We start from the raw sequence: 24243 nt of genomic DNA, 5'->3' as shown, positions 1-24243 counted from the left end.
CCGGGCCTGGAGGTGATCGCGGGCGCGCTGCAGCGCGAGCCGCAGCCGGTCGAGATCGAAGGGTTTCAGCAGATAGTCCACGGCTGCGACGTCGAAAGCGTCGACCGCGTACTGCTCATGCGCGGTGGCGAAGACGATGGCCGGGCGCCGATCCTCCGGGAGCCGCGCCACGACCTGCAGGCCGTCGCCACCCGGCATCTGCATGTCCAGAAAAACGAGGTCCGGCGCCCCGACGCGGATGGCCACAAGGGCCTCCTCGCCATTGGCACATTCGCCGATGATCTCCAGGTCCGGTTCCTGCCGGAGCAGGGCCCGGAGGCGGTCGCGCGCCAGGGTCTCGTCATCGACGATTAAAATGCGCATCAGGTTCATGTCACTGCGCGACGATCACCTCGTGCAAGGCGACCGTGAAGATGATCGGCGTGCCCGCTTCGACCCCCTGGGGCCAGGTGCCGTCGTTGAAGGAAAGTTCGGGAGGCAGGATGAAAAGCCCGGTTCCTCCCGCGGTCATCAACTGGACGCCCTCGGCCAGGCCGGGGATCAGCTCGCTCACGCGAACCCGCTTGCGATTGACGGCCAGCGCCGGCAGTTCCGTCTGCCCGTCGGCGGCGACCGCCTGGAATGAAAGCACCACCGTGTCCTCCGGTGCGGGCCGCGTGGTTCCCCGCCCCGGCATGAGGCCGTAGGCCATGCCGCTGTCGGCCATTTCGAGCTGCAGCTCCTTGGCCCGCGACTTCATATATTCCTGCAACCGTTTGGGGTGGGCGAAATAGTTGCGCATCTCCCGCTGGGCCAGCTCCTGCACCCGCTGGCCGATCGCCGCCTGCAACTGCTCCGTCGCATTGCTGCTCGCATAAGGCCGGCCCCGGAAGGCCGCGCGCAAGCCCTCGATGAAGGCCTCGAACTGCGCGTCGTTCCAGCCGAGTTCGGCGAGACGGGAGTCGCGGGCGAAGGACGAGCCGAGCGAAAGATAGGCTTCCCGCGGGGCCGTGGCCGTCGCGGGCGCGGGGACGGCCGGTTCGGCGGCGCGGGCCGCGACGGTCGCAAGCAACAGGACCGGGAGCAGCCAGGTCTTCATGGCGGAACAGGGATTAGGGGTGGTGATGATGATGGCCGGCCACCGGCTCGGTCGGGATGGTGAAGGTCTTCAACCTCACGGGAACCGCGGCCGCCTGGCCCTCGCGGAGGAAGTAGGCGTGGTCCGGCTCCAGGCCGGTCACGACCTGCGTGACACCGGTGACGGGCCAGAACACCTCGACGCGCAGCACCTCGGTCGCCTGGCCGAGCCCCACCTCCGCGCGCAGCGGGCTGGCGCCGAAGCTCGCGCCGGAATTGACCGTGCGGTAGATCGACCGCTCCGTCCCGCCCTCGCGCACGACCACGCGCACGCGCGCGCCGATCGCCAGGCGGTTGGTCTTCACGCCTTCGAGCTGCACCTTCAGCCAGTGATTGCCATGGCCGGGATTGAGGAAGAGCTGGCTGGTGAAATTGTCGGTCTCGACCGCCCCGCCGACCTTGGAGAAAACATCCTGGTCGCCGTCGTTGTCGAGGTCGCCGAAGGCGATGCCGTGGCCCTTCTGCAGCATGCCGAAGCCGCCGGAGGTGGTGACTTCCTGGAAGCGCTTGCCGCCGTCGTTGCGGAACATGCGGCTGGGAATGAGGGTGGCAAAATCCGGGTCGCCCGTGCCGACGTAGAAGTCGAGCCAGCCGTCGTTGTCGAGGTCGCCGAAGTTGGCGCCCATGGCATGCATCACCCGGCTCACGCCCAGGGCGCGGCTGACGTTGGTGAAGGTGCCGTCGCCGTTGTTGTGGTAGAGCCGGGCTTTCTGTGCCGTCGTCGCGCGGCCCATGTAGTCCGCGGCGATGTCGCCGACATCCTGCATGCCGTAGCCGGTGACCATGATGTCCTCCCAGCCGTCGTTGTCGTAGTCGAAGAACCAGGTGGGGAAGCTGACGGACGGCTCGGTCACGCCGGCCTTCACCGCCACGTCGGTGAAGCGCCCGGCCCAGGAGCCGCGGGCGGCCGGGGACCGGCGCAGGGCGCCGGCCGCGGGCGGCTCGGCGTAGGCCCCGACGTTGCGGAACAGGTGATTCGGACGGCCGCGCACCGAGACGTAGAGATCGGGCCGCCCGTCGTTGTCGAAATCGCCGCCGGCGACCCCCTTCACGTACTCGTTGACCGTCACGCCCGCCTCCGCGGCGCATTCGGTGAACGTGCCGTCGCCGTTGTTGCGGAACAGCTCGCACGGGTTCTGGGAGCCCTCGGAGGTCTCGTTGCCGACGAACAGGTCGAGCCAGCCGTCCCCGTCGAAATCGCGCCAGACGGCGGTCTGTGACGGATGATAGCTGAGCAGGCCCGCCTCCTCCGTGACATCCGAGAACCTGCCGCCGCCGTCGTTGTGCAGCAGGGACTTCGGGTAGCGCCCCGCCGCTCCCATCCAGCCGCCTCGCAGGACCAGGACGTCGAGGCGGCCGTCATTGTCGTAGTCGGTCTGCATGATGTTCAGCCCGCCGACCAGCCCGGTGAGCCCGGCGTCGGCCGTCTTATCGGTGAACGTCCCGTCGGCGTTGCTCCGGAAGTAGCGGATCTGGGTCTGCAACCCGGCGGACGAGACGAACAGATCCAGGTATCCGTCCCCGTCGAAATCGTCGGCGATCGTTCCACCGGCCAGGTCGTCCACGTCCAGGCCCGGCCTCGCGGCGATGTCGGGAAAGCGCCCGATGTCGTAGTCCGATTCGAACAGCTTCGGCGGCAGCAGCCAGCGCGCCGGCACGCCCTGCGGGTACTCCCCCAGGATCATGTAGGCGATGTTCAGGAGCCAGCGGGCCTGCCGGTGATCGGGATTCACCGCCAAGACCGACTCGAGGATGGTCACGGCCGCCCGGGACCCGCGCTTCTCCGCGTGGATTCCCGAGCCGTGGACCGGGAACAGGCAGGAGCGGGGGTTGTGGCGCTCGATGCAGTTGTCGGTCTCGGCGCGCCGCAGCTGGGCCACCGCCTGGCGGATGCGCAGCTCGAACCACAGTCGCGACGGGGGGGCGCCCGCGGACGGCCGCAGCATCTCCTCCAGGCGATCCAGCATCGCGATGGCGTCGTCGTTGCGGCCCGAGTTCAGGAGCTGGGTCGCCAGCTCCATCTTCATCTGGGGGGGCGCGTCGCCGCCCCGGTTCTGGATCATCTGCTCGAGGAGCTTGACGCGCGCCGCGTTCATGAATGGATTGCGGCCGGGATCCGTCTCGGCCACGATGCGCTGGAGGCGTTCCGCCATTTTGCGCGTGCCGGCGGACGGCTGGCCGGCGGCGGGGGACGCGGCGGCCGTTCCGGTTGCTTTCCCCGCGGCGGGGCCCCCCTCGGGGGGCGCTCCCCGCGTCACGTACCCGGTCAGCGCCGACGCGACCAGGACGATCGCCACGGACACGGATAACAGCGGATGCTCGGAGGGGCTCCCGGATCTGCGCATGGAGGAAGGATCATATCCCAGCCCGCGGCGGTGGGACGCTATTCGACCCAGACGATCTCGGCCTTGATCGTGCCCACGGGACCCGTGTAATCGAGGGGCAGCTCGAAGGTGGCGGTCCCCTGGGGCGGGACGATCGGCGGGTCGAGCGGCGTTTCACCCTCCACCGCCACGCTGCCGTCGTCCAGGAGAATCCGCACCCGCACGCGCGCCTGCGAGGCGGTGTTGCCGCCGTTGTTCTGGATCCGCCCGAACACCTTGAGGCGACCGTCCGGGAGGACCGAGTGATCGTTGGCGATGAAGGAGAGGTTGGCGCGATTGCGCCTTTGGAAGCGCTCGCGCAGGCGATCCTCGAGGCCGCCCTCGCGGGACACGGCTCCGATCCGGGCGTCGCCGGCACGATTGCTGAAGGTCACGGGGGCCCGGGATCCCGCGCCGGCCCCCGAGGACGCGTCGGGAAGGCTGGCCGCCACCCGGATGGGCTCCGGCTGTCCCGCTTCCCGGGCCGCGTCCCGGCGGTTCTTCACCACCCCGGCGACCACGAGGCCGCCGAGGAGGATGGCGAGAATCGCCGGAATCCAGGACACTCCACGCGTGCGAGGCGGGCTCTCCGTCCCCGACGCGGGCAGGCGGCCGGCGCGTCCGCGCATTTCGGCTCCCGTCATGCCGGACCAGGGGTGTCTCCCGGCCTGGACGACCCCGGGGGCCTGGGCCGAGGCTTCCGGGCCGATCGTCGCGAGCGCCCGCTCCAGCTCGCGGATCAGGGCGTCGTAGTCCTGGAAGCGCTCGCCGGGGCGCTTGGCCATCATCTTCTGAATGGCGGATGCGACCGGGTACGGGACCGCCGGGTTCAGGGCACGCGGCGAGCGCAGCGGTTCGCTCATGTGCTTGACGATCATAGCCACCGGCGTCGGCGCCTCGAACGGCAGCCGGCCGGTGACCAGGTGATAGAAGGCCGCGCCGAGCGAGTAGATGTCCGAACGGACGTCGAGCGTCGCCCCCTGCGCCTGCTCCGGCGAGATGTATCCGGGAGATCCGAGCACCTCGCCGGTGGCGGTGAGCTGGGTTTCGCACCGCGCTGCCTTGGCCAGGCCGAAATCGGTGATCTTGACGACGCCGTCTTCGGTGAGCATGAGGTTACTTGGCTTGATGTCGCGGTGGATCAGCTTTTTCTGGGCCGCGTGCCGGAGTCCCCTGGCGGCCTGGAGGACGTGGCCGGTCGCCTCCGCCGGCCCGACGGCCCCCTTCTCCTTGATGATCGCCTCGAGTGACCGGCCGTGGATCAGCTCCATGGCGAAGTAGGGAACGGTCCCCTCCTGGCCGATGGTGTAGATCTGCGTGATGTTCGGGTGGTTGAGCGCCGCGGCCGATTGCGCCTCGCGCTTGAAGCGGGCGACGAACTCGGGATCGGCGGCGAGAGCGGGGAGGAGGGTCTTGAGGGCCACGTGACGCTGCAGCGCCTCGTCGAGCGCCCGGTAGACGATCCCCATTCCGCCGGCGCCGATTCGATCTTCGACCTTGTACGGGCCGAAACGCTCCGGTGTCTCCGGGGCCGCGGCTCCGTCCTTCACACCTGGATCCATCTGGCTGGCGGCGACCCCCGCGCCAGGGCCCCGGACGGATGACAGAATTGTCATCGGGACCGGCGGTCCCACCCTGCAAATCTAGGGACGGCGAACCGGAAGTCAACGCGCGGGAAAGGGTTACTTCTTGAACATCCCGAGGAGGCCCTTCTTGCCTTCTTCGAGCTGCGCCAGCCCTTCGGAGGCCTCCTGCTGGGCGGGGTCCCATTGCAGGGCCTTCTTGAACATGTCGCGCGCCTTGCTGTGCATGCCGCCGCGGGCGTAGAGCGAGCCGAGATGGGCGTAGATCTCGGCGTTCATCGGGTCCTTCTCGATCGCCTTCAGGAAGTTCTCCTCGGCGTCCTTTTTCCAGCGGGGATTCTTGCTCTGGGCGATCGCCAGGTAATGGAAATGCTCCGCCTTCGACGGGTCCTGGTCGCAGGCGTTCTGCAGGAAGGTGATGGCTTCCCCGAGCTTCCCCTTGTCGAACATGTCCTTGCCGTGCCTGAAATTGATGTGCGCCACGGCCCCCGGGTCGACCTTCTTCTCCGGCTCCCGCGACGATTTGCGCAGGGCCTGGTCCTCGTCGTACCTCGTGCGGGTCTCGGGGTTCGTGAGGGTCGAATAGGCCTCGGTGATGTGGGCGAACACCTTCTCCGCCTTCGTCTTCGCATCCTCGCGCATGAACTTGTCGGGATGGAACTTCTTGGCGAGCGCATAGTACGCGCGGCGGACTTCGTCGGCGTTGGCGGTCGCGATCACCCCGAGCACCTGGTAGAGGTCCTGCTCGCGCAGCTGATCGAAGCGCTGCAGCATCTCGGCCTCGAGGTCCGGGCTGGCTGTGGGGCGCACGCGCTCGGTGACCGAGGTGACTCGCCGCGGTGCCATGGCCGGCCGGGACGCCGGCGGGCGGGATGCGGGCCTGGGTGCGGCCGCCGGAGCCGGTCCCTTGGCCGGGGAGCGCGGAGCCGCGGGAGCGGCTGCCTGGGCGGGGGGCGCGGTCGCGCCGCCGTTCGTCGGAGTCCGCACGGCCGCGACGGCCGGCGGTCGCGCCGCCATGACGGGCGCGGGGGCGGCTCCCGCGGCCGCGGCAGGAACGGTGGCGGGGCGCGCCGCGGGCGCATGCGGCACCGCGGGAGCGGTCCTTGGAACCGGCCCAGGGGACGTCGACGTGGCGGGCGGCAGCGGGATCTCGGCCGCGCCGTCGGGCATCTCCAGGATGCCGGCGAGGGCCAGGCCGAACAGGGCGCGCAGGGTGTTCTCCTCCCCCATGGGGCTGAGAGAGATGATGTCGCCGACGCTCGAGCTGCCGTCGACGCGGGACATGATGAACCCCTCGGCGGGGTTGAGCGGCACCTTCTGATAGCCTTCCGGCGGGCGCCTCGAGAGCTGCACGCGCGCCTCGCTCTGCCCGAGCCGCCTGCGAATCCAGTCGATTTCGGGGAAGGCCCGCGCCCACTCCAGAAGAATCTCGGGGCTGCCGAGACCGCCGTCGAGCTGCTCGCGGAAGGGCAGGGCGCCGGCCTGGAACTCGAACTCTCCATCGCGCGTCGCCAGGGCGCCCAGGGTCACGCGGTGGATGTGTTCCCGGGTCAGTCCCGCCAGCGCCTCCTTCGTCAGAGCGCCGGTCCGGACGAGGGCCGTGCCGAGAAGCTCGTCGGCCGTCTTGACGGCCGTGGCATGCTTCACCTGGGCCTCGGTGACGCCCCCCTTGTCGCGGAACAGGCCGGTGATGCTCTCGCTGGGGAGGGTGCTGACGGCGAAGCGGATCATCACGCCGGCGTCGATGAACAGCTGCCGGGTCGTGGCGGCGTTTTTGAGCCGCATGATGCCGGACGCCTGCCGGCGCAGCACCTCGGCCAGGACATCGCTCGGCGAACGCCGCGCCAGGCTCCCGTTCATCGGTCCAACATCCCTCCCGCCTGGGCCGACACACCCGGGCCCGGCATCTGATAGTCCGGGAATAACTTGAGGCGTGGACGGGATTATTGCAAGTATTTCCGGACCAGGGCCTCTCCCCAGGCCTGGCGCAACTCCTTGAGCGAATAGCGGGTGACCTGCTCGAAGGCGGCCTCGGGAGTCACTCCTCGGCCCATCTGTTCGAGGACGTCGACCAGCGCAGGGAAGCCGATGCGCCCATCCAGCCACTCGACGAAGCACAGGGCGGAGGGATAGGAAAACGCCTGGCCCCAGGATTCCCGGCCGCCCGGATTCTGGTACTCACGGGCCAGGGCGGCCCCCGTGGCGGTCGGCGTCGTCCGGCCTTCGATCGACTGCGCCAGCCCCTCGTGCAGCCACCGGGGCGCCGTGCCCCGGCTCTTGCCGGCGATGAAGGCGTGCGCGAGCTCGTGCAGGAGCACGCGACGGGCCTCGGCGTCGATCTGCTTCAACCCGCCGCTCGGCACCCGGATCTTGCCGTCATAGAGCCCGCCGACGTCGGCCCCCGCCTGCGTCGCCTCGTAGAACTGCTTCTGCGGATAGAGGATGACCACGATCGGCTGCAGCGGATAGTGATCGAAGCGCGACTCGAGCGGGCGAAACTGGCTTTCCAGATAGTCCAGGATCTGGCTGCCCAGGTCGGGCCCGGCCCGCTGTCCGTCGTACCTCAGGGTGAAGTGCGCCGCCTCCGACTGCCGGTAGTCCCCGTCGATGGAGCGCTCCCGAGCCAGTTTGTCGATCTTCTCCTTCAGGGAGGGATCGGGCTTGAGCGCATAGGCCTTTCGCCATTCCAGAAGCGCTTCCTCGGTGCGCTCCTGGCTGTTGTACACGTCGCCGAGCAGGGCGTGCAGCGCGGGATGGTCCGGATGATCCAGGAGCGCCCGCTCCAGCGTCGAGCGCGCGAAGATGTCCTGGTCCTGCCGGAAATAGGCCGCGGCCAGGCCGAGCTGCGCGCCGGCGTCCTTCGGGTCGTAGCCGAGCGCCTCGCGAAATCGGCTGACCGCGGTGTCGAACTGCCGCGCCTTGTACGCCCGCCCGCCGAGATGATCGAGGAGCGCCACGAGACGGCGCGTGTTCTCCTCGCGCGCCAGGGGATAGTCGTCGATGCGCCGCTTCAGCGCGGTGATGGCTTCGGCGATCTCGTCGTCGCTCATCTGGTCGATGCCGCTCTTCGCGGCGGTCGCCGGCGGGGCCGGAGATCCCGGCGGACCTGCGGGTCCGGGCCGGGGGGCCGGGTCCGACGCGGGAGGTCCGGGAGGGGTGGTCTCGACGCGCAGGATGTCCGCCCGCGGGACCGTGATTCGACCGCTCCCCTGGACGACGATCAGGACGTCGCCCCGCTCCTCCCAGGAGTCGGCGACGATCTTCCCGCCGTTTTTCAGATGGATGATGTCGGCACGCGCCGAGCCGCAAGGCCACGGCAGGACGAGCAGCACGAGGAGCGCGGGACCGACGAGACGCGGGGGCATCCTTATTCCGCAGGGAGGAGGCGCGCCACGGACACGGTGATCGGATGGGTTCCCTCGCTCAATCCGGCCGGAAGTGTGGGAACCGCCGCCCGGGCGTCCTCGGCGCTCTCGTACAGACCCCAGAGAACGCGGTAGCACGAACGACCCTTGAGCGTGTAGGGAAGGATGTACAACTCGCTCCCCTCACCGGCACGCCGGCGCGCCCCCTTCACCGTGTCCTCCTGGCAGGCGATCATCAGCTGCAGGCTCACGGCGCCCGGCCGCCGGGCGGACAGCACCTCCCTGAACAGGCCGGCCGCCCCGGCGGCGTCGTCCTGGTCCAGGCGCTGGCGCGCCCGGGCGTAGCCGGGATCGTCCGCCACGGCGGCCCCGGCACGCGCGGGGCGGGGCCTCGGGGTCGGAGGTGCGGACGGAGCGGCTGCCACGGTCTCCGGAACCGGCGCGGTCGCGGAGTCATCCCGGGCCGGCCGCTCGGGTTCAGCCGGAGGCGTCGCGGGCGGCTGCGCGTCGGGAGGGGCCGCCGGGGGTGGCGCCGAGGCGATTGTGCCGGCCTCAGCCGCCTCCCCGGGGGGTTCCGGAGCGGACGTCCCGCGGCGCAGGATCAGGAACGCGATGGTGGCGGCCGCCACCACGGCCACGCCCACGGCCGCCGTCATGAAACGCGACAGCCCACGAGTTTCGCCGTGACGCCCGCCGACCTTCCCGTCGAAGGTCATCTCGATCGGCCCTACATGGACCCGCTCGCCGGTCTCCGGGTCGACCTGCCACTGCGGCTCGACGGTCGCCGACTCACCGGGAAGCGGACTGGCAAAGGCGGGGAGCTCCTCCGCGGGAAACGGGGTGGGCTCCGCCGGGGTTGCCGCGGCAGCCCGAGGCGGCTCGGAGGGCCGGGGCGGAGCCGGCGCGGGCTCGAGACCGGGGGGCGCCGCGTCACCTCCCGCGTCCTCCTCGATGATCACGACTTCACCGTCGTCCGTCGCATCGGCCGACTCCACCGGCGCCGGCTCCGGCGGCTCCTCCTCCGGGTCGGTCTCGACCGGGATCGTGCGCCCGCGCCCGCCGGCTCGCGTCGCCGGCTCCGCCGCGGCGACCGCGATGGCCGGGGCGGGACGTGCCGCCACCTCGCCGGCCGCGGGGGCGACTCGCTCGGCGGCCCTTAGGAGGTCGAGGGCCAGGACGATCTTGCCCACGGTGAAGTCATCGAGCGCCGTCCGGCTGCTGAGGTCGCGCAGCGTGGAGGTGCCGTCCAGCAGGCGCGCGACGCGGTCGGTCTCCGCATCGAGCTTCAGCCCCGACAGGGCCAGGGCGAGGCGATCGGTCGGCCGATAGACCGATTCCATCGAGCCGATCTCGCGAATCACGGCGGCCCGGTCGCCCGCCTCCTGCAGGCAATCGAAGACGAGGCGCCGCGTGTTGAGGCCGAGAGAGGTCACCTCAGGGGGCAGAGGTCCCGGCACCATTTCGTACCCTCCGGAGGTGGACCGGAAGCAGGAGACGACGATCAGGCGCACCTGCCGACGCGCCCCCTGAAGCAGCTCGGAGGGGCTCAGGAACCCCATGTCGATGAGGGTCTTTCCCAGGGACGCTCCCGGCGGGATGCTGTTGCGCGCCAGGTCGAGCTGCTCGGCGCCCAGCCGGCCTTCCTGGATCAGGATGTTGGCCAGCCGATCCGGCTCGGCATTGCTGGCCGCCGAGGCGATCTCGCCCCGCTTGAAATAGAGGATCTTCGTGGCGTCCGGAAAGGTGAGACGCAGCGCTCCCTCGAACTCATCGAGGTGAAGCGAGGCGACGAGCCGCGGCAGGAAGAGGCCGTCGATCGGTCCCTGGGATGGGAAGTCCTGCATGTCGGATCCGCCGGGTCTCCGCGCCTGAAGGGTCATTATCAGTTCGCCCCCGGGGCCTGTCAAGGAAACGGAATTCGATTACACTCGGCGCCACCGTGGATCCGATTTTCGATACCGTGGTGGCCGGCAGCGGCATCGCCGGCCTGCGCGCCGCCATCGAGATCGCCGGCGGGGGCGGGCGGATCGCCGTTCTCACCAAGGACTCTCCCACCGACTCGGCGACCGACAAGGCCCAGGGCGGCCTGGCGGCGGTCCTGTCGGACGACGACGAGGTCTCCCTCCACTTCCAGGACACGATCGAGGCGGGAGACGGCCTGTGCCACGAGGGGGCGGTGCGGGTGCTGGTCGAGGAAGGGCCGGCGCTCGCGCTCGAGCTGATCGACTGGGGGGCGCGCTTCGACCGGGAGGGGACCCGCATCGCCCTGGCGCGGGAGGCGGCGCACAGCAAGAGGCGCATCCTGCGCGCCCAGGGTGATTCGACCGGGCGCGAGATCGCGCGCGCCCTGGTCGCCAGGGCCTCCGGAGAGCACGGCATCACCCTGGTCGAGCGCACCTTCTCCATCGATCTGGTCCTGGCGGGCGGGCGCTGCGTCGGGGTCCTGGCTCTCGACGAGACCGAGGGCCGCTCCATCCTGCTGCGCGCCCGGGCGGTGGTCCTGGCGACCGGCGGGGCCGGGCAGGCCTATCTCGAGACCACCAATCCGCCGCAGGCCACGGGCGACGGCATGGCGATGGCCTACCGCGCCGGCGCCGAGATGATGGACATGGAGTTCGTGCAGTTCCATCCCACGGCGCTTCAGCTCCCGGGCGTGCCGCGGTTTCTCCTGTCGGAAGCGATGCGCGGGGAGGGGGGCCGCCTCGAGAACGCGGCGGGGGAGCCGTTCATGACCCGCGTCGACGCGCGCGGCGACCTGGCGCCGCGTGACATCGTGGCGCGCGGCATCGTCGCCGAGATGCGCCGCACGCGTCATCCCTCCGTCTATCTCAGCATGCGCCATCTGGACCCGGACTTCGTGCGCCGGCGATTTCCCACCATCGCCGCGACCTGCGCCCGCCACGGTCTCGACATCGGACGGGACCGTATTCCGGTGACTCCGGCGGCGCACTACATGATGGGCGGCGTCAAGACCGACCTGTGGGGGCGCACGTCGATTCCGGGCCTGTATGCGGCGGGGGAGGCGGCCTGCACGGGAGTGCACGGCGCCAACCGGCTGGCCAGCAACTCCCTGCTCGAGGGCCTGGTCTTCGGAGCCCGGGCCGGCCGGGCCATCCTCGGCGACGCGCCGGCGCCCCCGCCGGAAGGGCCGATCGCCGGGGATCCGGACGTGGCGCGGTCGATCGATCCGGCGCGCGCCCTCGAGGTCCTGGGCGCGCTCCGGCGCGTCCTGTGGGAAGGGGCGGGGATTCTCAGGGACGCCACGGGGCTCGAGCGGTCGATCGCCACAACGCTCGACCTAGAGCGCGGGCTCGCGCCGCGCCGCGCCACGCGCGCCGGCGTCGAAGCCAGGAACCTCCTCTTCGTGGGACGTCTCATCGCCGAATCGGCCCTGCGCCGGCGCGAGAGCCGGGGAGCCCACTTTCGCGAGGACTTCCCCGAGCGGGAGCCGGGCCGCGGCCGGCACGCGATCATCGCCCCCGGGGCGCCCGCCCCGGACCTGCCGCGTCTCGCCGTGCCCGTCGGCGACTAAGGGCGGCCCCATACCCGGACGGGCTCCCGGCCCGTGTCCCCGGCCGGACGCCGCCCGAGGCGCGGCGTCCGCGGGAGGACATCGCGACGCCGGGCGCTCCTCCGGAAGCCGCGTCCCGCCTGGATCGCCGGTCCAGCATCCGGCTTGCTAGAGAGACCGCACGGGAGAGCCGGAGCGGGAGCGCGATGACCAGAGAGGCGCAGCAGTCGCAGGCTTACCTCGTCACCTTGTGGACCTTCGGCGTCGAGCCGACCTTCTCGGACCCCGCCCGGGCGGCGCTCTTCTGCCGCATTCTGGCCGGGTTGCGCCTGAGGCTTGGCTTCCTTCTGCATGCCTACGTCGTCCTTCCCGACCGCGTACGTCTGATCGTCGCAAGCCGGGGGGCCGATCCGCGCTGGGCGCGCATCACCGTGCAGCGCCTCAAGTCGCGCTATGCCAGGGAAGTCAATCACCGGCTGGGGCGCCTGGGGCTGGTCTGGCAGGACGCCGATCAGACCCTGCCACTGCGGGGCGAGGAGGACGTCAGGCGGAAGGCCGATTTCCTGCACCACAACCCGGTGCTGGCGGGGCTGGTGCGCGATCCGGGGGACTGGAGGTGGTCGAGCTACAGGGCCTTCACGGGAGAGGGGCGGACTCCGCTTTCAATCGATCCGGTCACGACCGCCGCCGCCGGCCGGACCGCCCCGCCGGCAGGCCTCACTTGATGATGCGGAAGCTCCGCTCCCAGCGTGATTTGGTGAACAGGTGGGAGATCTTGTCCCAGATCCCCCCGATCTTGTCGGCGACGCCGGTTCTCTGCCAGGCGTCCCGGTCCTCGTCGTAGGACCACCAGATCATGAAGGCCCGCCCCTTGACGAAGTCGCGAGGCACGAAGCCCCACGATCGGCTGTCCTTGCTGTTGTCGCGGTTGTCTCCCATGCAGAACAGGGAGTTCTCCGGGATGCGCGTCTTGGGATAGTCGTCCTGCTCGAAGTTGAGCCCCCGGGGATTCCGGTGAACCTTGTAGCTCTCCTCGAGGGGATTGCCGTCGATGTACACCTGCCGGGAGCGGATTTCAATCTCCTCTCCCGGGAGGCCGATGACGCGCTTGATGTAGTCCTTCTCCGGCTCCTCGGGGAACTTGAAGACGACGATGTCGCCGCGATGCATCTGGCGGATCGGCAGGATCGCCTTCTCGGCGCGCGCCAGGAGGGGCCACGAGGACGCGGGAGCGTACGCGAACTTGTTGACCATGATGTAGTCGCCCACGAGAAGCGTGGGGATCATCGAGCCGGTCGGGATCTTCGACTGCTGGAACACGAACGTGCGGGCGAACATCACGAAAATGACGCAGGTGACGATCGTCTCGAAATAGTCCCGCAGGATCCCCTTGGGCGCGTCGTCAGGCAGCATCAGACCTCCCCGTGGCGCAGGGATTATAGAGGGCGGGTGGGGGGCAATCAACCCGGCGTCGCCCGCGCCCGTCGGGGAGGCCGCCGCCGGGCCGTTACTCGATCCAGATCGAGACCTTGTCGTCTCCGTCCTGGACCTCGATGATCTGGCCGGGCTCCATCGCGTCGATCTCCTTGACCAGGGCCTCGAAATCGAAGTCCTTGATGCGCAGGCGGGTCTTCTCGCCCCCTTCCGCCGGGGAGTCCAGGTTGACGCTCGCGTCCGTCCTGGCGGCGATCTTCAGCGCCGCCGTGACCAGGCCCATCGGCAGGTTGACGAGGACCGTCGGGGTCGTCGCGCCGTGCTCATAGACACGGATCTTGAGCCAGCGGCCCTTCCCCGTGTCCCTCGCGACGGCGGGATCGGCGGTCAGGGACAGCGCGAGGATTCCGGCCAGCGCGGCCGGGGCCACGCCTTTGAACGATCGCGTCATGGGTGCTCCTCCGGGCGGCGGGGAACCCGTCCCCGGCCGACTCCGAGAGATCCAACGGAGGGCGCGCCGGAAAAGTTCCGACGGACCAGGAGCCCGTCCGAATATTCGGACAGGCTCCCAGGCCGCTCTCAGAGCCCGGCGCGCTCCTTCAGCCGTCGCAACTGGGATGAGAGACGGCGGAGGCGGAGGGACAGGCTGAGCAGGTAGACCGCCAGGACCACCCAGACGGCCGTGTAGGCGAGATTGAGGAAGCGCAGCCCCCGCTCCACGACCTCGGGGCGGGCGGCGACGTTTTCGGCGACAAAACCGGTCGCGGGATCCTGCGCCACCAGCGCCAGGAGAGGGGCGATCGGCGCGAGACTCGAGAGCATCATGCCGGCTCCGCGCCGGCCCCGCGTCGCGCCAGGTGCCGGGTGAGAGCGTCCAGCTCGTCTTCCAGGACCCCCGCGCGGCAGCGCAGGAGGAGCAGGAGAGCGAACAGGACGATGAACGTGACCGAGCACAGCAGCAGGCCGCGCTCCATGATCGGATCGAGGCCCTGGCCGCCCGACACCTTCAGCACCTTGGGATGCAGGCCCCGCCACCATTCCACCGACTTGTAGATGATCGGCAGGTCCAGGGCCCCCACGATGCCCAGGACCGCGCCCCAGCGCGCCTCCTGCTCGGGGTTCTCGGCGCTGCGTCGAAGGATGAGGTAGCCGGCATACATCAGCCACAGGACCAGGGTCGAGGTCAGGCGGACCTCACCCGTCCACCACACACCCCAAACCGGCCTGGCCCAGATCGGTCCGGTGAGCAGGACGATGGTGAAGAAGACGACGGCGATCTCGGCGGAGGCATGCGCCACCAGGTCGTAGCGGCGCTGTCGTTTCCAAAGGTACAGCGCGCTGCACAGGGCGCACAACCCGACCCCCAGAAACCCCGCGAAGGCCGATGGAACGTGGAAGTAAAAGATGCGCTGGACCACGCCCATCTTTCCCTCGGTGGGAACGACCCGGAAGATCACGTGCAGGCAGAAGGGGACGAGGAGCGCGACCGCCACCCAGAGCGCCGGCTCGATCCAGCCGAGAAGGTGTGTGTCCGTGCGACGGGTCTGGGGTCCTGTCATCGCGGCTCCGTGTTCCGATCGGGGGCACCGTGCCTACGGCGGGGCGGGATCCTATCACCTAAAGACCCGGCCCGAACACGCGGACACACTGCAGGGCCCGTCATTCCTCCAGCACATAGTCGAACAGCAGGACCGCCGCGGCCAGAAAGATCAGGTCGTAGGCCGCGGACAGGGCGATCCAGGATGCGTACCTCTCGAAGGGGCGCCCGGCGAGCAGGTGGGTCGTCGTCTTGACCGCCGCCAGCGCGACCGGGACCGCGGCAGGGAAGAGCAGGAGCGGCAGGAGCAGATCGCCACGCCGGGTGCGGGTGGTCATGGCGGAAAACAGGGTGCCGACCGCCGCGAACCCGACCGTGTTCAAGGCGAGCGCCAGGATCGTCAGGGCGATCCGGCCGCTGAACCTGAAGTTGAACATGACGACCGCGATCGGAACCAGGATCGCCTCGATGGCCGTCATGAACAGGACGGTCGCCGCAACCTTGCCGAGGTAAAAGGCGCTGCGGTCGATCGGCGCCAGAAGGATTCCCTGGATCCGCTCCTGCTCCCGTTCGTTCTGGAACGAGCGGTTGATCGCCAGGACGCCCGAGAAGATGAAAGCCACCCACAGGACGCCTGGGCCCAGGGTCACGAAATCGATGACGGTGAAATCGAACGCGAAGTTGAATACCACCAGAACCAGCAGCGCGAAGAACAGGAGGCTCACGACCTGCTCGCGGCTGCGCAGCTCGATTCTCAAGTCCTTGCCCGCCACGAGGAGGACCGCCCGCCAGTAGCTCACGATCGGTTCCGCACCCCGCCTGCGGGAGACGCGCCGTCGAGGAGCGCCTCGATCTCCTTCGGGTCGACCGCGCGGGCGGGCCGATCGAGCGCCAGGAGGCCGTTCCGGAGCACAAGGACCCGATCGGAGGCGCCGAGACTCCTGCCGTAGTCGTGCGTGGCGATCACCGAGGTGCGGCCCGCCAGCCGCTCGTCATGCAGACGCTCCTCCAGGCGGCGCGAGGATTCCCGGTCCAGGCCGGTGAAGGGCTCGTCCAGCAGGATGATGTCAGGCCGGTGCAGGAGAGCGCGGGCGATCGCCAGGCGCTGCTGCATGCCCCGCGAGTAGGTCCCCACGCAATCCTCGCCGCGGTGATCGAGGCGGACGGCCCGGATCGCCTCCTCGGCCGCCCGCCCGGGATCGGGCAGACCGTACAGCCTCCCGTAGAAGAGGAGGTTCTCCCGGGCGGTCAGGTGGTCGTACAGAAAGGTCTGGTGCGACAGGAACCCGATCCGGCGGCGAAGCGCGGCGGCATCGTCGGACCCGCACGAATCGCCAAACAGGCGCAGGGTCCCGGACGTGGGGCGAAGGAGCGTGGCCAGGAGGCGGAGCAGGGTCGATTTGCCGGCGCCGTTGGGTCCGAGCAGGAGCACCGACTCTCCGGCGGGAACGGTGAGATCGAGGGGTTCGAGCGCGCCCACGTGACCATAGCGCCTGGCGAGCCTGCGTGCTTCGATCGCCGGCGTGGCGCCGCTCGTGGATGAGTCTCTCCGGAGGTCCGGGCTCACGAGCGCCCGGGAGATCCGCCCCGAAGGCCGGTGAGCCTGCTCTCGATCGCCTCGATGCGCCGCATCACGTCGACCGCTTCCCGGGTATAACGATCGGTCATCTCCCGGTAGTCCTTCTCGGCAATCTTGCCGGCGTGGTAGTCGAACTCGACGTCCTGGAGCGTCTCGTAGGCGACGGCCTTCAGGGCCATGAGCTCGCGCATCTCCGCTTCCAGGTCCGGCCCGTCGGTCAGGGGCGCGGCGACGTGCCGCACGAGCGGCGACAGCACGAAGGCGCACGCGGCGAGTGTCATCAGGATGCCCGCCAGGAGAAGCATCAGCGCTCCTCCCGCATTTCGCGGCGCACCCGCTCCAGGGCCTTCTGCTCCTCGGGCAGGAAGGGACGGTCGGCCGCCCCGCCGGCAGCGCTCCCGGTCCCCCCCGCCACGGCCCGGGCGCCCCACCGCCGCACGATGACGATCAGCGCCGAGCCGGCCAGGAGAATCGCGGCGAAGGGCGTGACCCAGGCGAGGAGCTCGAAACCCGACTTGGAGGGGGCCGAGCGGATCTGCGCCCCGTGGCGGGCGACATAGGCCGCCACGACCTGATCCGGCGTCTCGCCATTCCCTAGGCGCTCCGCGATCTCCTGCCGGATGGCGTCGGCCGTTCCACAGGTGCAGACGCGCACCGTCAGATCGGAGCAGCCGCAGTAGCACATGAGACGCCCTTCCACCTCCTGCAGGGCCGTCGGCGCCGCACCCGCCAGGGCGACCGCGGGTGTGGCGACGAGGAGGAGCACCATGACCATCCCGCGGGCGGCCTCAGGCGGCACGGCTCTCCACCTCACGCAGCTTCGCTTCGGCATCGCGCCTCCGGTCCCGGATGTCGGGGAGCATGGCGAACCAGGCGCCCAGGATCAGCACGCCCCCGCCGATCCAGATCCAGTTGACCAGGGGGTTCAGGTAGGCCTTGAGCGTCGCGCGACCCTCCTGGGGGTCGAACCCGGTCAGGATGAGGTACAGGTCGTCGCGCAGGGTGTAGCGGATGTCGACCTCGGTCGAGGGGTTCTGCCCCGCCTTGTAGAAATTCTGGCCGGGAACGAGCGTGCCGCTGCGGCGCGCGCCGTCGAACACCGCGAGCCGGGCCCCCATGAACTCGCGGTTGGCGTCGTCGTGGCTCACCATGTCCTCGAAGACCATCCGGTACCTCCCGACCGAGAAGCTCTCGCCGCGCCGGAGAGAGGCGGTCGCTTCCTGCTTGAACACGGTCGATCCGGTCACGCCAATCACGATGAGGATGAATCCGAGGTGCACCACGAAGCCGCCGTACCGGCGCTTGTTCCGGTCCACCAGGCTCAGGAACGCCGACGCGGCGTTCTGGCCGGTCACTTTCAGCCTGGATCGGGTGCCCCACCAGAACTCCATGACCGTGGTCGTGATGACGAACGTCGCGAGCGAGAACGACACGATGGCATAGACGTCATGCACGCCGCTCAGGAGCAGCGCTGCCGCCCCCCCGATGAGGGCCCAGAAGGGGACCTGGATCTTCTCCATCAGCTTGCGGGCGCTGGCGCGCCGCCAGGCGATCACCGGGCAGATCCCGGCGAGGGTCACCAGGGCGAAGGCGATGGGGACCATGATCTCGTTGAAGAAGGGGGGGCCGACGGTGATCTTCACGCCGCGCACCGCCTCCGACAGGATCGGGAACAGGGTCCCCCAGAGGACCGCGAAGGCCGCGCCGACAAGGAGGAGGTTGTTGAACAGGAACGTGCTCTCGCGCGACACGAACGAGTCGAGGCGGTGCTCGCTCTGGAGCAGCGGGAGCCGGTAGAGGAGGAGCCCCACCGACACGAGGGTGCACAGGCCGAGGAACGCGGCGAACACCGGGCCGATTTCCGACTTGGTGAAGGAATGGACCGAGGAGATGACCCCGCTCCTCGTGATGAACGTGCCGAGAATCGAGAGCAGGAAGCTCATGATCACGAGCGACAGGTTCCAGACCCTCAGCATCTTCTTGCGTTCCTCGATCATGACCGAGTGCAGGAAGGCGGTGCAGGTGAGCCAGGGAATGAGGGAGGCGTTCTCGACCGGGTCCCAGGCCCAGTAGCCCCCCCAGCCCAGCTCGACGTAGGCCCACCAGCCACCCAGAAGGACCCCCGTTCCGAGAAAGAACCAGGAGAGAATCGTCCAGCGGCGGGTGGTGCGGAACCAGGTGTCGTCGAGCCGGCCGGTGACGAGCGCCGCAATGGCGAAGGCGAACGGCAGCGTCAATCCGACGTAGCCCAGGTACAGGCAGGGGGGATGGATCGCCATGAACGGGTTCTGCAGCTGCGGGTTGAGCCCGTTGCCGTCTTCCGGGATGAACGCCAGGCGGACGAACGGACGCGCCATGAAGCAGACCAGTCCCAGGAAGAAAGTCGAAACGACGGCCAGGGTCGTGACCACCAGGGGCATCAAGGACCGGTTCCGCCGGCGATTGGTGAAGACGATGAGGGACGCGTAGGAGATCAGGATGAGCTGCCAGAACAGGAGCGACCCGGCCTGCCCTCCCCAGAGCGCCGTGAACTTGTAGATCCCGGGGAGGGCCCGGTTCGAGTAGGAGGCGACGTACTCGAGGTCGAACTGGTCGGTGAAAATGCAGTACTGCAGGCTGAGGACCGCGAGGAAGACGAGAGCCCAGGTGACGTAGATCGCGCGCTCGGCGCTGAGGACGAGCTCCCCCAGGCGCGCGCGCCAGCCATTGTAGGAGGCCAGGGCGGCCCAGGCGGAGGTCGCGAGGGCGACGAACAGGCAGAGGGCCCCGAAGTCAGCCATTCATCGCGGCAGAACCCCGGTATCCCGGGCGCCGGATGGGGAGTCCTCTCCCGCCGGTTTTCTGTAGTTGTTCGTCGCCCGGTTCTGCGCTTCGTACTTGGAGGGGCACTTGGCCAGAAGTGTGGACGCGGCGAAGGTCCCATCCGGACCGATCGAGCCCTCGACGACGGTCTCCGCCCCGTCCACGAAGGTGTCCGGGACTTCCTTCCGGTAGACGACGGGAAGCGTCTTGACACCGTCCGTCATGACGAAGCGGGCACCCGGAGTCCCCTCGAGTCTCCTGATGGAGCCCGGCTCGACGGTGCCGTTCACGCGGAAGTTGTCGCCGAGGTCGGTCTGGCGGGCCGGATCCAGGAACTCGGACACCGTCAGGTAATAGACCAGAGACCCTCTCAGGCCGACGCTGAACAGGATGGCAAAGCCCGTCACAAGGAGGGCGACTGTGATGACGATTTTCCGGGAGACTCGCTGCGCCACGGAGAGGGGCTGCTCCCAATGAGTTGAATCAGGCTCAGGTATGGCACCCGATGATATCGGAGGGGGATCGGCATGTCAACCGGCCGGCGGCGGCCTCCTCGGATGTGAGCTGAAGGTCCGAGTGAAAAAGTGGGTGCCTGACTTGACAGTTCCAAATCCGGGACTAAATTCTCTTTCAGAGAGTTTGTATATGTGCTTTTCTATAGATATAGATGACAAAATTTAGGCTGCACATATACGAATTTTGAGCGAATCCCGAATCCTCCCCTAAAACCCAACCCGAGACGCGGGGGCCGAAAGGCCCCCCACCCGCCTTGCAACTCGCGAATTCGGGTGCTAGAGTTTCCGGTCAAATCACCGAAAACCACGTGCAGAGGTGAGCCGTTGCTCGATGAAGCGATCAGCAGGCTGGAGAAAGAGCTGAAAGGCCTGGAGAAGGAGTACCGGGTCGATCTGCCGAAGGAAATCCAGCGTGCCCTGCAGATGGGGGATCTGCGCGAAAATTCCGAGTATCACTCCGCGCTCGATCGGCAGCAGTTCGTCAAGGCGCGCATCGGCCAGGTCCAGAAGCAGCTCAAGGAACTGTCGATGGTCAGCCTGAGCTCGCTGCCGAAGGACCGGGTGGCCCTCGGCTCCGTCGTCTCCCTGGTCGAAGGGGGGACGGGGAAGGCCCTCACGTATGAGCTGGTGATCCCCGACATGGCCGATTTTTCCAAGGGACTCGTCTCGGTCACGTCCCCCATCGGCAAGGCGCTGGTCGGACACCGGGCGGGGGACGAGGTGACGATCAAGACCCCTGCGGGAACCCACGTGTACGAGATCGAGACTCTCGTGACGCTGCACGACAAGGGAAACAAGTGAGCCTCACGAGCCGCGCCTCGCGCCTGCTCGTGACCTCCCTCGGCTTCACCGCCGCGGCGGCGCTCGGCTGCGCCCCGGCCTACGACGTCCAGACGCTTTACAACCAGCTGCAGAACAATGATATCGAGGTGCGCCAGGACGCCCGGGAGAAGCTCGAGGCGATCATCCAGGAAGGGAAATTCGAGGTGTTCGTGAAGGGCGCCCAGGGTGCGGTCAAGACGTACCGCGCTCCGGCGATCATCGACCTGGCGCGCATGGAGCAGCCGGCCGCCCGCGCCGCGCTCCGCGAGCTCCTGCGCCAGGACAAGCGCGTCATGATTCCGTACAACCCGATCCGCATGAAGCCGAGCTCGGAGGAGACCGACAGCCGCATCCTGGTCGCCCACCTGATCCATGGGAACGGCGGGGACCCCGAGGCGGTGAAGCAGCTCCTCGACGGTGCGGAGGCCGAGGCTCCCGACGTTCTCATCGGCACCTGCTATGCGCTGGGGGCGCTGCGCGATCCTGCGGGAATCCCGTTCCTGTCCATCGCATCCCGGCACCCGGAGCTGGAGGTGGCGCGCGCCGCGGCCCAGGCCCTGAGCGTGTTCAGCACCCCCGAGGCGCTCGCGGCGCTCAAGGCGCTGCTCAACCACCCGGCGGAGGAGGTCCGGAGCGAGGTCGTGTCAGGCCTGCAGCTCCACGACGGTCCGGAAGTCGCCGAGATGCTGAAGTCGGTGGCCGCCTCCGATCCTTCGCCCGAAATCCGGTCCTCGGCGATGAGCCAGCTCGGCCGCTTCAAGGACGCCTCGGTCGTCTCGTTTCTCATCGAGCGGTTGAAGGGGGGCGATGAGACGTCACGGCTGAACGCCCTCGGCGCCCTGCGCCAGCTGAGCGGCCAGAGGATCGGGCTCAATCCGCAGGCCTGGACCCGCTGGTGGGAGGCGAACGGGAAGACGATCGCCTCGGGGTCGTGACATGAGCCTGGAGTTCTACGAAGAGGTGGCCCGGCTCCTGCGCGCCGGTCGAGTCCTCGCGGTGGCGACAGTCGTCGCCCATCAGGGATCGGCACCCCGCCCGGCGGGGGCCCGGATGATCGTCACGGAGATCGGCGAGACCGAGTTCAGCGTCGGCGGGGGGGCGTTCGAGGCGCTGGTGATCGCGGACGCCCGGGATGCGATCCGTGAAGGCCGCGGCGTCGAAAAGGAGTACCGCTTCACGGAACAAGGGGACGGCGCCACGGGCATGGTGTGCGGCGGCCGCGTGCGCGTCCTGATCGAGGTCGTGCGGCCCCCCGCCTGCCTGTTCGTGTTCGGGGGCGGGCACGTCGGCCGCGAAATCGTCCGTCAGGGCGCGCGCCTCGGTTTCGCCGTGACCGTCGTCGACGACCGGCCGGAGTATCTCGCGGCCTCGCGGTACCCTGCCGGTGTGCGGCGGGTGCGCGTGGAGCGCGATTTCTCCTCCGGCCTGCCCGTGATCCCCGCGGGGGCGTTCGTCACGGTCGTCACCCGCTGCCACAAGACCGACCTCGCCGCGGTGCGCCACGCCGTAGGCCGCGGCGCCGCCTACGTCGGACTCATCGGGAGCCGCCGCAAGATCGTCACGGTGCTGACCCGGGCCGAGGAACTGGGATCGCCGAAGGAGGCCCTGCGGGAGGTGCGGGGGCCGATCGGTCTCGCCATCGGCGCCGAGACCCCCGAGGAGATCGCGGTCAGCATCGCGGCCGAAATGATCGCCGTTCGTCACCACGCGGCGATCGCCCGGGCGGAGCGGGCCCCGCGGCGGCGCGACCGGGACGCCGTCACGTCCGGCGGCACGGCGAGCATCACTCCGATCCATCGAGGGCGTCCGGCGCGGGCCCGTCCGGCTTCCTGATCCCCCGGTTGCACGCCTGTCCCGGCCCGGCCGGGGGCGTCCGGGCGGACGTTCCGGCATGCCGCGCCAGCGTCCAGAGGATCCGGGCGCCGGCCCGGATCGTCCCCGAGAACGTCCCCGTAATCTTCGAGACTCCCACGCGGCGCCGGTAGGAGACCGGCACCTCCGCGGTGCGCAGGCCCGCCCGAAGGGCCTTCACCTGCATCTCGGCCGTCCAGCCGAAGCTGCGGTCGGCCATCCCCAGATCGACCAGGGCGCCGAAGCGGATCGCCCGGAAGGGCCCGAGGTCGGTGAATCGCCCTCCGTAGAGAAGCCGCATGAGTCGCGTGGCGAGCCAGTTCCCGGCTCGGGCCTGCGGCAGCAGGGCGCCTTTCTCCCTGGTGCCCCGCATGCGCGAACCGATCACGAGGTCGGCGGCGTCCCGGGCGATCGGCTCGAGCAGGAAGGGCAGCTCCTCCGGGTGGTCGCTGAAGTCGGCGTCCAGGAACACCACGACGTCCGGCCTCTTGAGCTTCAAATACTCGATGCCGCGCAGGCAGGCGGCCCCGTACCCCGGCCGGGGCTCGAACAGGATCGAGGCCCCTCTCGACCGCGCGACCGCCGCGGTCCGGTCGGTGCTGGCGTTGTCGACGACCACGATCTCGTCGACGAGATGGGCCGGGATGGCCTCGAGGACCAAAGGCAGGGAGGCTTCCTCGTCGCGGGCGGGGATGACCACGGCGGTGCGCACTTCCGGCATTATACAGGTCCCGGCCCCGCGCGCCCGCCCGGGCTTTGACGCGGCCGCGGGCGGATGCTAACATCCGCACCCCTCACGCCGTCGCCCGGCCGTCCGTGCTCCAGGGAGGAACGAGTCGTGCCGAAGACCGCCAGACAGGCATGGACCGCGCGCGCGTCCGTTCTGGTCGGCCTCGTCGTCTCCATGCGCCCGAGCCAGTGGATCAAGAACCTGGTGGTGTTCGCGGCGCTGATCTTCGCCAAGAAGCTGGGGGAGCCGGCGCTCGTCCTGCGCGCCGCGGCCGCGTTCGGTCTCTTCTGCGCCACCAGCGGTGCGGTGTACATCTTCAACGACCTGTTCGACGCCGACCGCGATCGGAAGCATCCGGCCAAGGCGCGGCGGCCGATCGCCTCGCGGTCGGTCGGGACCGTGCCCGCCCTGACCGCAGCCATTCTCCTGCTCACCGGCGCGATCATGGCGGGGTTCGCCCTGTTCCCCCCGTTCGGCGCGGTCCTCCTGACCTACGTGGCGATCAACCTCGTCTACTCGTTCTGGCTGAAGGAGGTGGTGATCGTCGACGTCATGCTGATCGCCTCCGGTTTCGTGCTGCGCGCCGTCGGGGGCGGACTCGTCATCGACGTGTCGATCTCCCACTGGCTGGTGATGTGCACGATTCTCCTGTCGCTGTTCCTGGCCCTCTGCAAAAGGCGCCAGGAGCTCGAGAATCTCGAGGACCCGCACGGCCACCGCACCATCCTGCGCGAGTACTCGCTCGACTTCATCGACCAGATGATCAACGTGGTGACTCCCTCCACGCTGGTGGTCTACATCCTCTATTCCGTGTCCCCCGATGTCGAGATGAACCTCGGGACCAGGCACCTGTACCTGACGGTGCCCTTCGTCCTGTACGGCCTGTTCAGGTATCTGTACCTCGTGCACCGGAAAGGGGGCGGGGGCAGTCCGACCCACGCGCTCCTGACCGATCGGCCGCTGCTCGTGTGCGTCGGGCTGTGGGCCTTGACGGTGGTCCTCCTCCTGTCCCAGGCGGGCCGGTCTGGGTCATAA

Annotated in this window: 24 protein-coding genes; 6 read left to right on the top strand and 18 right to left on the bottom strand. The window is 69.1% G+C overall.

The genetic code is table 11. The annotated features are described in order from the left end of the window. The 7 genes from VGV60_13640 to VGV60_13610 all read right to left on the bottom strand — a co-directional run. On the bottom strand, positions 1 to 372 hold a 372-nt coding region (locus VGV60_13640; protein ID HEV8702311.1), incomplete at its 3' end, for a response regulator. A 1-nt stretch (position 373) separates the two neighbouring features. After that, positions 374 to 1078: an FKBP-type peptidyl-prolyl cis-trans isomerase gene (locus tag VGV60_13635; protein HEV8702310.1), complete on the bottom strand. Its 705-nt coding sequence runs from the start codon at positions 1076 to 1078 to the stop codon at positions 374 to 376. A gap of 13 nt (positions 1079 to 1091) precedes the next feature. Then, the gene (locus tag VGV60_13630; GenBank protein ID HEV8702309.1) at positions 1092 to 3461 is read right to left on the bottom strand and encodes a CRTAC1 family protein; all 2370 of its coding nucleotides are present in this window, start codon (positions 3459 to 3461) and stop codon (positions 1092 to 1094) included. A gap of 38 nt (positions 3462 to 3499) precedes the next feature. Beyond that, positions 3500 to 5029: a protein kinase gene (locus VGV60_13625; protein ID HEV8702308.1), complete on the bottom strand. Its 1530-nt coding sequence runs from the start codon at positions 5027 to 5029 to the stop codon at positions 3500 to 3502. A gap of 132 nt (positions 5030 to 5161) precedes the next feature. Further along, positions 5162 to 6922: a DnaJ domain-containing protein gene (locus VGV60_13620; protein ID HEV8702307.1), complete on the bottom strand. Its 1761-nt coding sequence runs from the start codon at positions 6920 to 6922 to the stop codon at positions 5162 to 5164. 83 nt (positions 6923 to 7005) lie between these two features. Then, entirely contained in the window at positions 7006 to 8427 is a 1422-nt protein-coding gene (locus VGV60_13615) for a tetratricopeptide repeat protein (GenBank protein HEV8702306.1), read from the bottom strand. A gap of 2 nt (positions 8428 to 8429) precedes the next feature. Further along, entirely contained in the window at positions 8430 to 10271 is a 1842-nt protein-coding gene (locus VGV60_13610) for a DUF4388 domain-containing protein (GenBank protein HEV8702305.1), read from the bottom strand. 95 nt (positions 10272 to 10366) lie between these two features. On the opposite strand from VGV60_13610, the gene nadB reads away from it, so the two are divergent. Continuing rightward, entirely contained in the window at positions 10367 to 11959 is a 1593-nt protein-coding gene (gene nadB / locus VGV60_13605) for an L-aspartate oxidase (GenBank protein HEV8702304.1), read from the top strand. A 185-nt stretch (positions 11960 to 12144) separates the two neighbouring features. Then, positions 12145 to 12663, top strand: coding sequence for a hypothetical protein (locus tag VGV60_13600; protein ID HEV8702303.1), 519 nt, complete (start codon positions 12145 to 12147; stop codon positions 12661 to 12663). Here VGV60_13600 and lepB read toward each other — a convergent pair. From lepB to VGV60_13550, 10 genes are all read right to left on the bottom strand, one after another. Further along, positions 12656 to 13351 carry a signal peptidase I gene (gene lepB, locus VGV60_13595; GenBank protein ID HEV8702302.1) on the bottom strand — a complete coding sequence of 232 codons (696 nt, stop codon included), beginning with the start codon at positions 13349 to 13351 and terminating at the stop codon, positions 12656 to 12658. The genes VGV60_13600 and lepB overlap by 8 nt on opposite strands. 94 nt (positions 13352 to 13445) lie before the next feature. Beyond that, a complete protein-coding gene (locus VGV60_13590; GenBank protein HEV8702301.1) occupies positions 13446 to 13823 on the bottom strand; it encodes a hypothetical protein in 378 nt (125 codons plus the stop codon). A 128-nt stretch (positions 13824 to 13951) separates the two neighbouring features. Further along, positions 13952 to 14197, bottom strand: a complete 246-nt coding sequence (locus VGV60_13585) for a CcmD family protein (GenBank protein ID HEV8702300.1) — start codon at positions 14195 to 14197, stop codon at positions 13952 to 13954. Continuing rightward, entirely contained in the window at positions 14194 to 14931 is a 738-nt protein-coding gene (locus VGV60_13580) for a cytochrome c biogenesis protein (protein HEV8702299.1), read from the bottom strand. The genes VGV60_13585 and VGV60_13580 overlap by 4 nt, the downstream gene beginning before the upstream one ends. 100 nt (positions 14932 to 15031) lie before the next feature. After that, entirely contained in the window at positions 15032 to 15709 is a 678-nt protein-coding gene (locus VGV60_13575) for a heme exporter protein CcmB (protein HEV8702298.1), read from the bottom strand. Continuing rightward, a complete protein-coding gene (locus VGV60_13570) occupies positions 15706 to 16476 on the bottom strand; it encodes an ABC transporter ATP-binding protein (GenBank protein HEV8702297.1) in 771 nt (256 codons plus the stop codon). The genes VGV60_13575 and VGV60_13570 overlap by 4 nt, the downstream gene beginning before the upstream one ends. Further along, the gene (locus VGV60_13565; protein HEV8702296.1) at positions 16473 to 16793 is read right to left on the bottom strand and encodes a hypothetical protein; all 321 of its coding nucleotides are present in this window, start codon (positions 16791 to 16793) and stop codon (positions 16473 to 16475) included. The genes VGV60_13570 and VGV60_13565 overlap by 4 nt, the downstream gene beginning before the upstream one ends. Continuing rightward, positions 16793 to 17287 (bottom strand): cytochrome c-type biogenesis protein CcmH, encoded by a 495-nt coding sequence (locus tag VGV60_13560; GenBank protein ID HEV8702295.1) that lies wholly within the window; start codon positions 17285 to 17287, stop codon positions 16793 to 16795. Before VGV60_13560 ends, VGV60_13565 begins: the two co-directional genes overlap by 1 nt. Then, the gene (locus tag VGV60_13555; GenBank protein HEV8702294.1) at positions 17277 to 19268 is read right to left on the bottom strand and encodes a heme lyase CcmF/NrfE family subunit; all 1992 of its coding nucleotides are present in this window, start codon (positions 19266 to 19268) and stop codon (positions 17277 to 17279) included. Before VGV60_13555 ends, VGV60_13560 begins: the two co-directional genes overlap by 11 nt. After that, positions 19269 to 19745, bottom strand: coding sequence for a cytochrome c maturation protein CcmE (locus tag VGV60_13550; protein ID HEV8702293.1), 477 nt, complete (start codon positions 19743 to 19745; stop codon positions 19269 to 19271). 384 nt (positions 19746 to 20129) lie between these two features. Here VGV60_13550 and greA point away from each other — a divergent pair, with 384 nt between their 5' ends. Genes greA through VGV60_13535 form a run of 3 tightly spaced genes read left to right on the top strand, consistent with a single transcriptional unit; the run spans position 20130 to position 22460 of the window. Next, positions 20130 to 20606 carry a transcription elongation factor GreA gene (greA, locus tag VGV60_13545; protein ID HEV8702292.1) on the top strand — a complete coding sequence of 159 codons (477 nt, stop codon included), beginning with the start codon at positions 20130 to 20132 and terminating at the stop codon, positions 20604 to 20606. Further along, entirely contained in the window at positions 20603 to 21562 is a 960-nt protein-coding gene (locus tag VGV60_13540; protein ID HEV8702291.1) for a HEAT repeat domain-containing protein, read from the top strand. The genes greA and VGV60_13540 overlap by 4 nt, the downstream gene beginning before the upstream one ends. Before the next feature lies 1 nt (position 21563). Next, positions 21564 to 22460 (top strand): XdhC/CoxI family protein, encoded by an 897-nt coding sequence (locus VGV60_13535; GenBank protein HEV8702290.1) that lies wholly within the window; start codon positions 21564 to 21566, stop codon positions 22458 to 22460. On the opposite strand, the gene VGV60_13530 is transcribed toward VGV60_13535, so the two are convergent. Continuing rightward, a complete protein-coding gene (locus VGV60_13530) occupies positions 22411 to 23199 on the bottom strand; it encodes a glycosyltransferase family 2 protein (GenBank protein ID HEV8702289.1) in 789 nt (262 codons plus the stop codon). The genes VGV60_13535 and VGV60_13530 overlap by 50 nt on opposite strands. 117 nt (positions 23200 to 23316) lie before the next feature. Here VGV60_13530 and VGV60_13525 point away from each other — a divergent pair, with 117 nt between their 5' ends. Beyond that, positions 23317 to 24243 (top strand): decaprenyl-phosphate phosphoribosyltransferase, encoded by a 927-nt coding sequence (locus VGV60_13525; protein HEV8702288.1) that lies wholly within the window; start codon positions 23317 to 23319, stop codon positions 24241 to 24243.

The sequence above is a fragment of the Candidatus Polarisedimenticolia bacterium genome (genome assembly GCA_036001465.1).
GTDB lineage: Bacteria > Acidobacteriota > Polarisedimenticolia > Gp22-AA2 > Gp22-AA2 > Gp22-AA3.
Note: the sequence above shows the minus strand (reverse complement) of the source record. Positions and strands in the feature narration are given on the sequence as shown.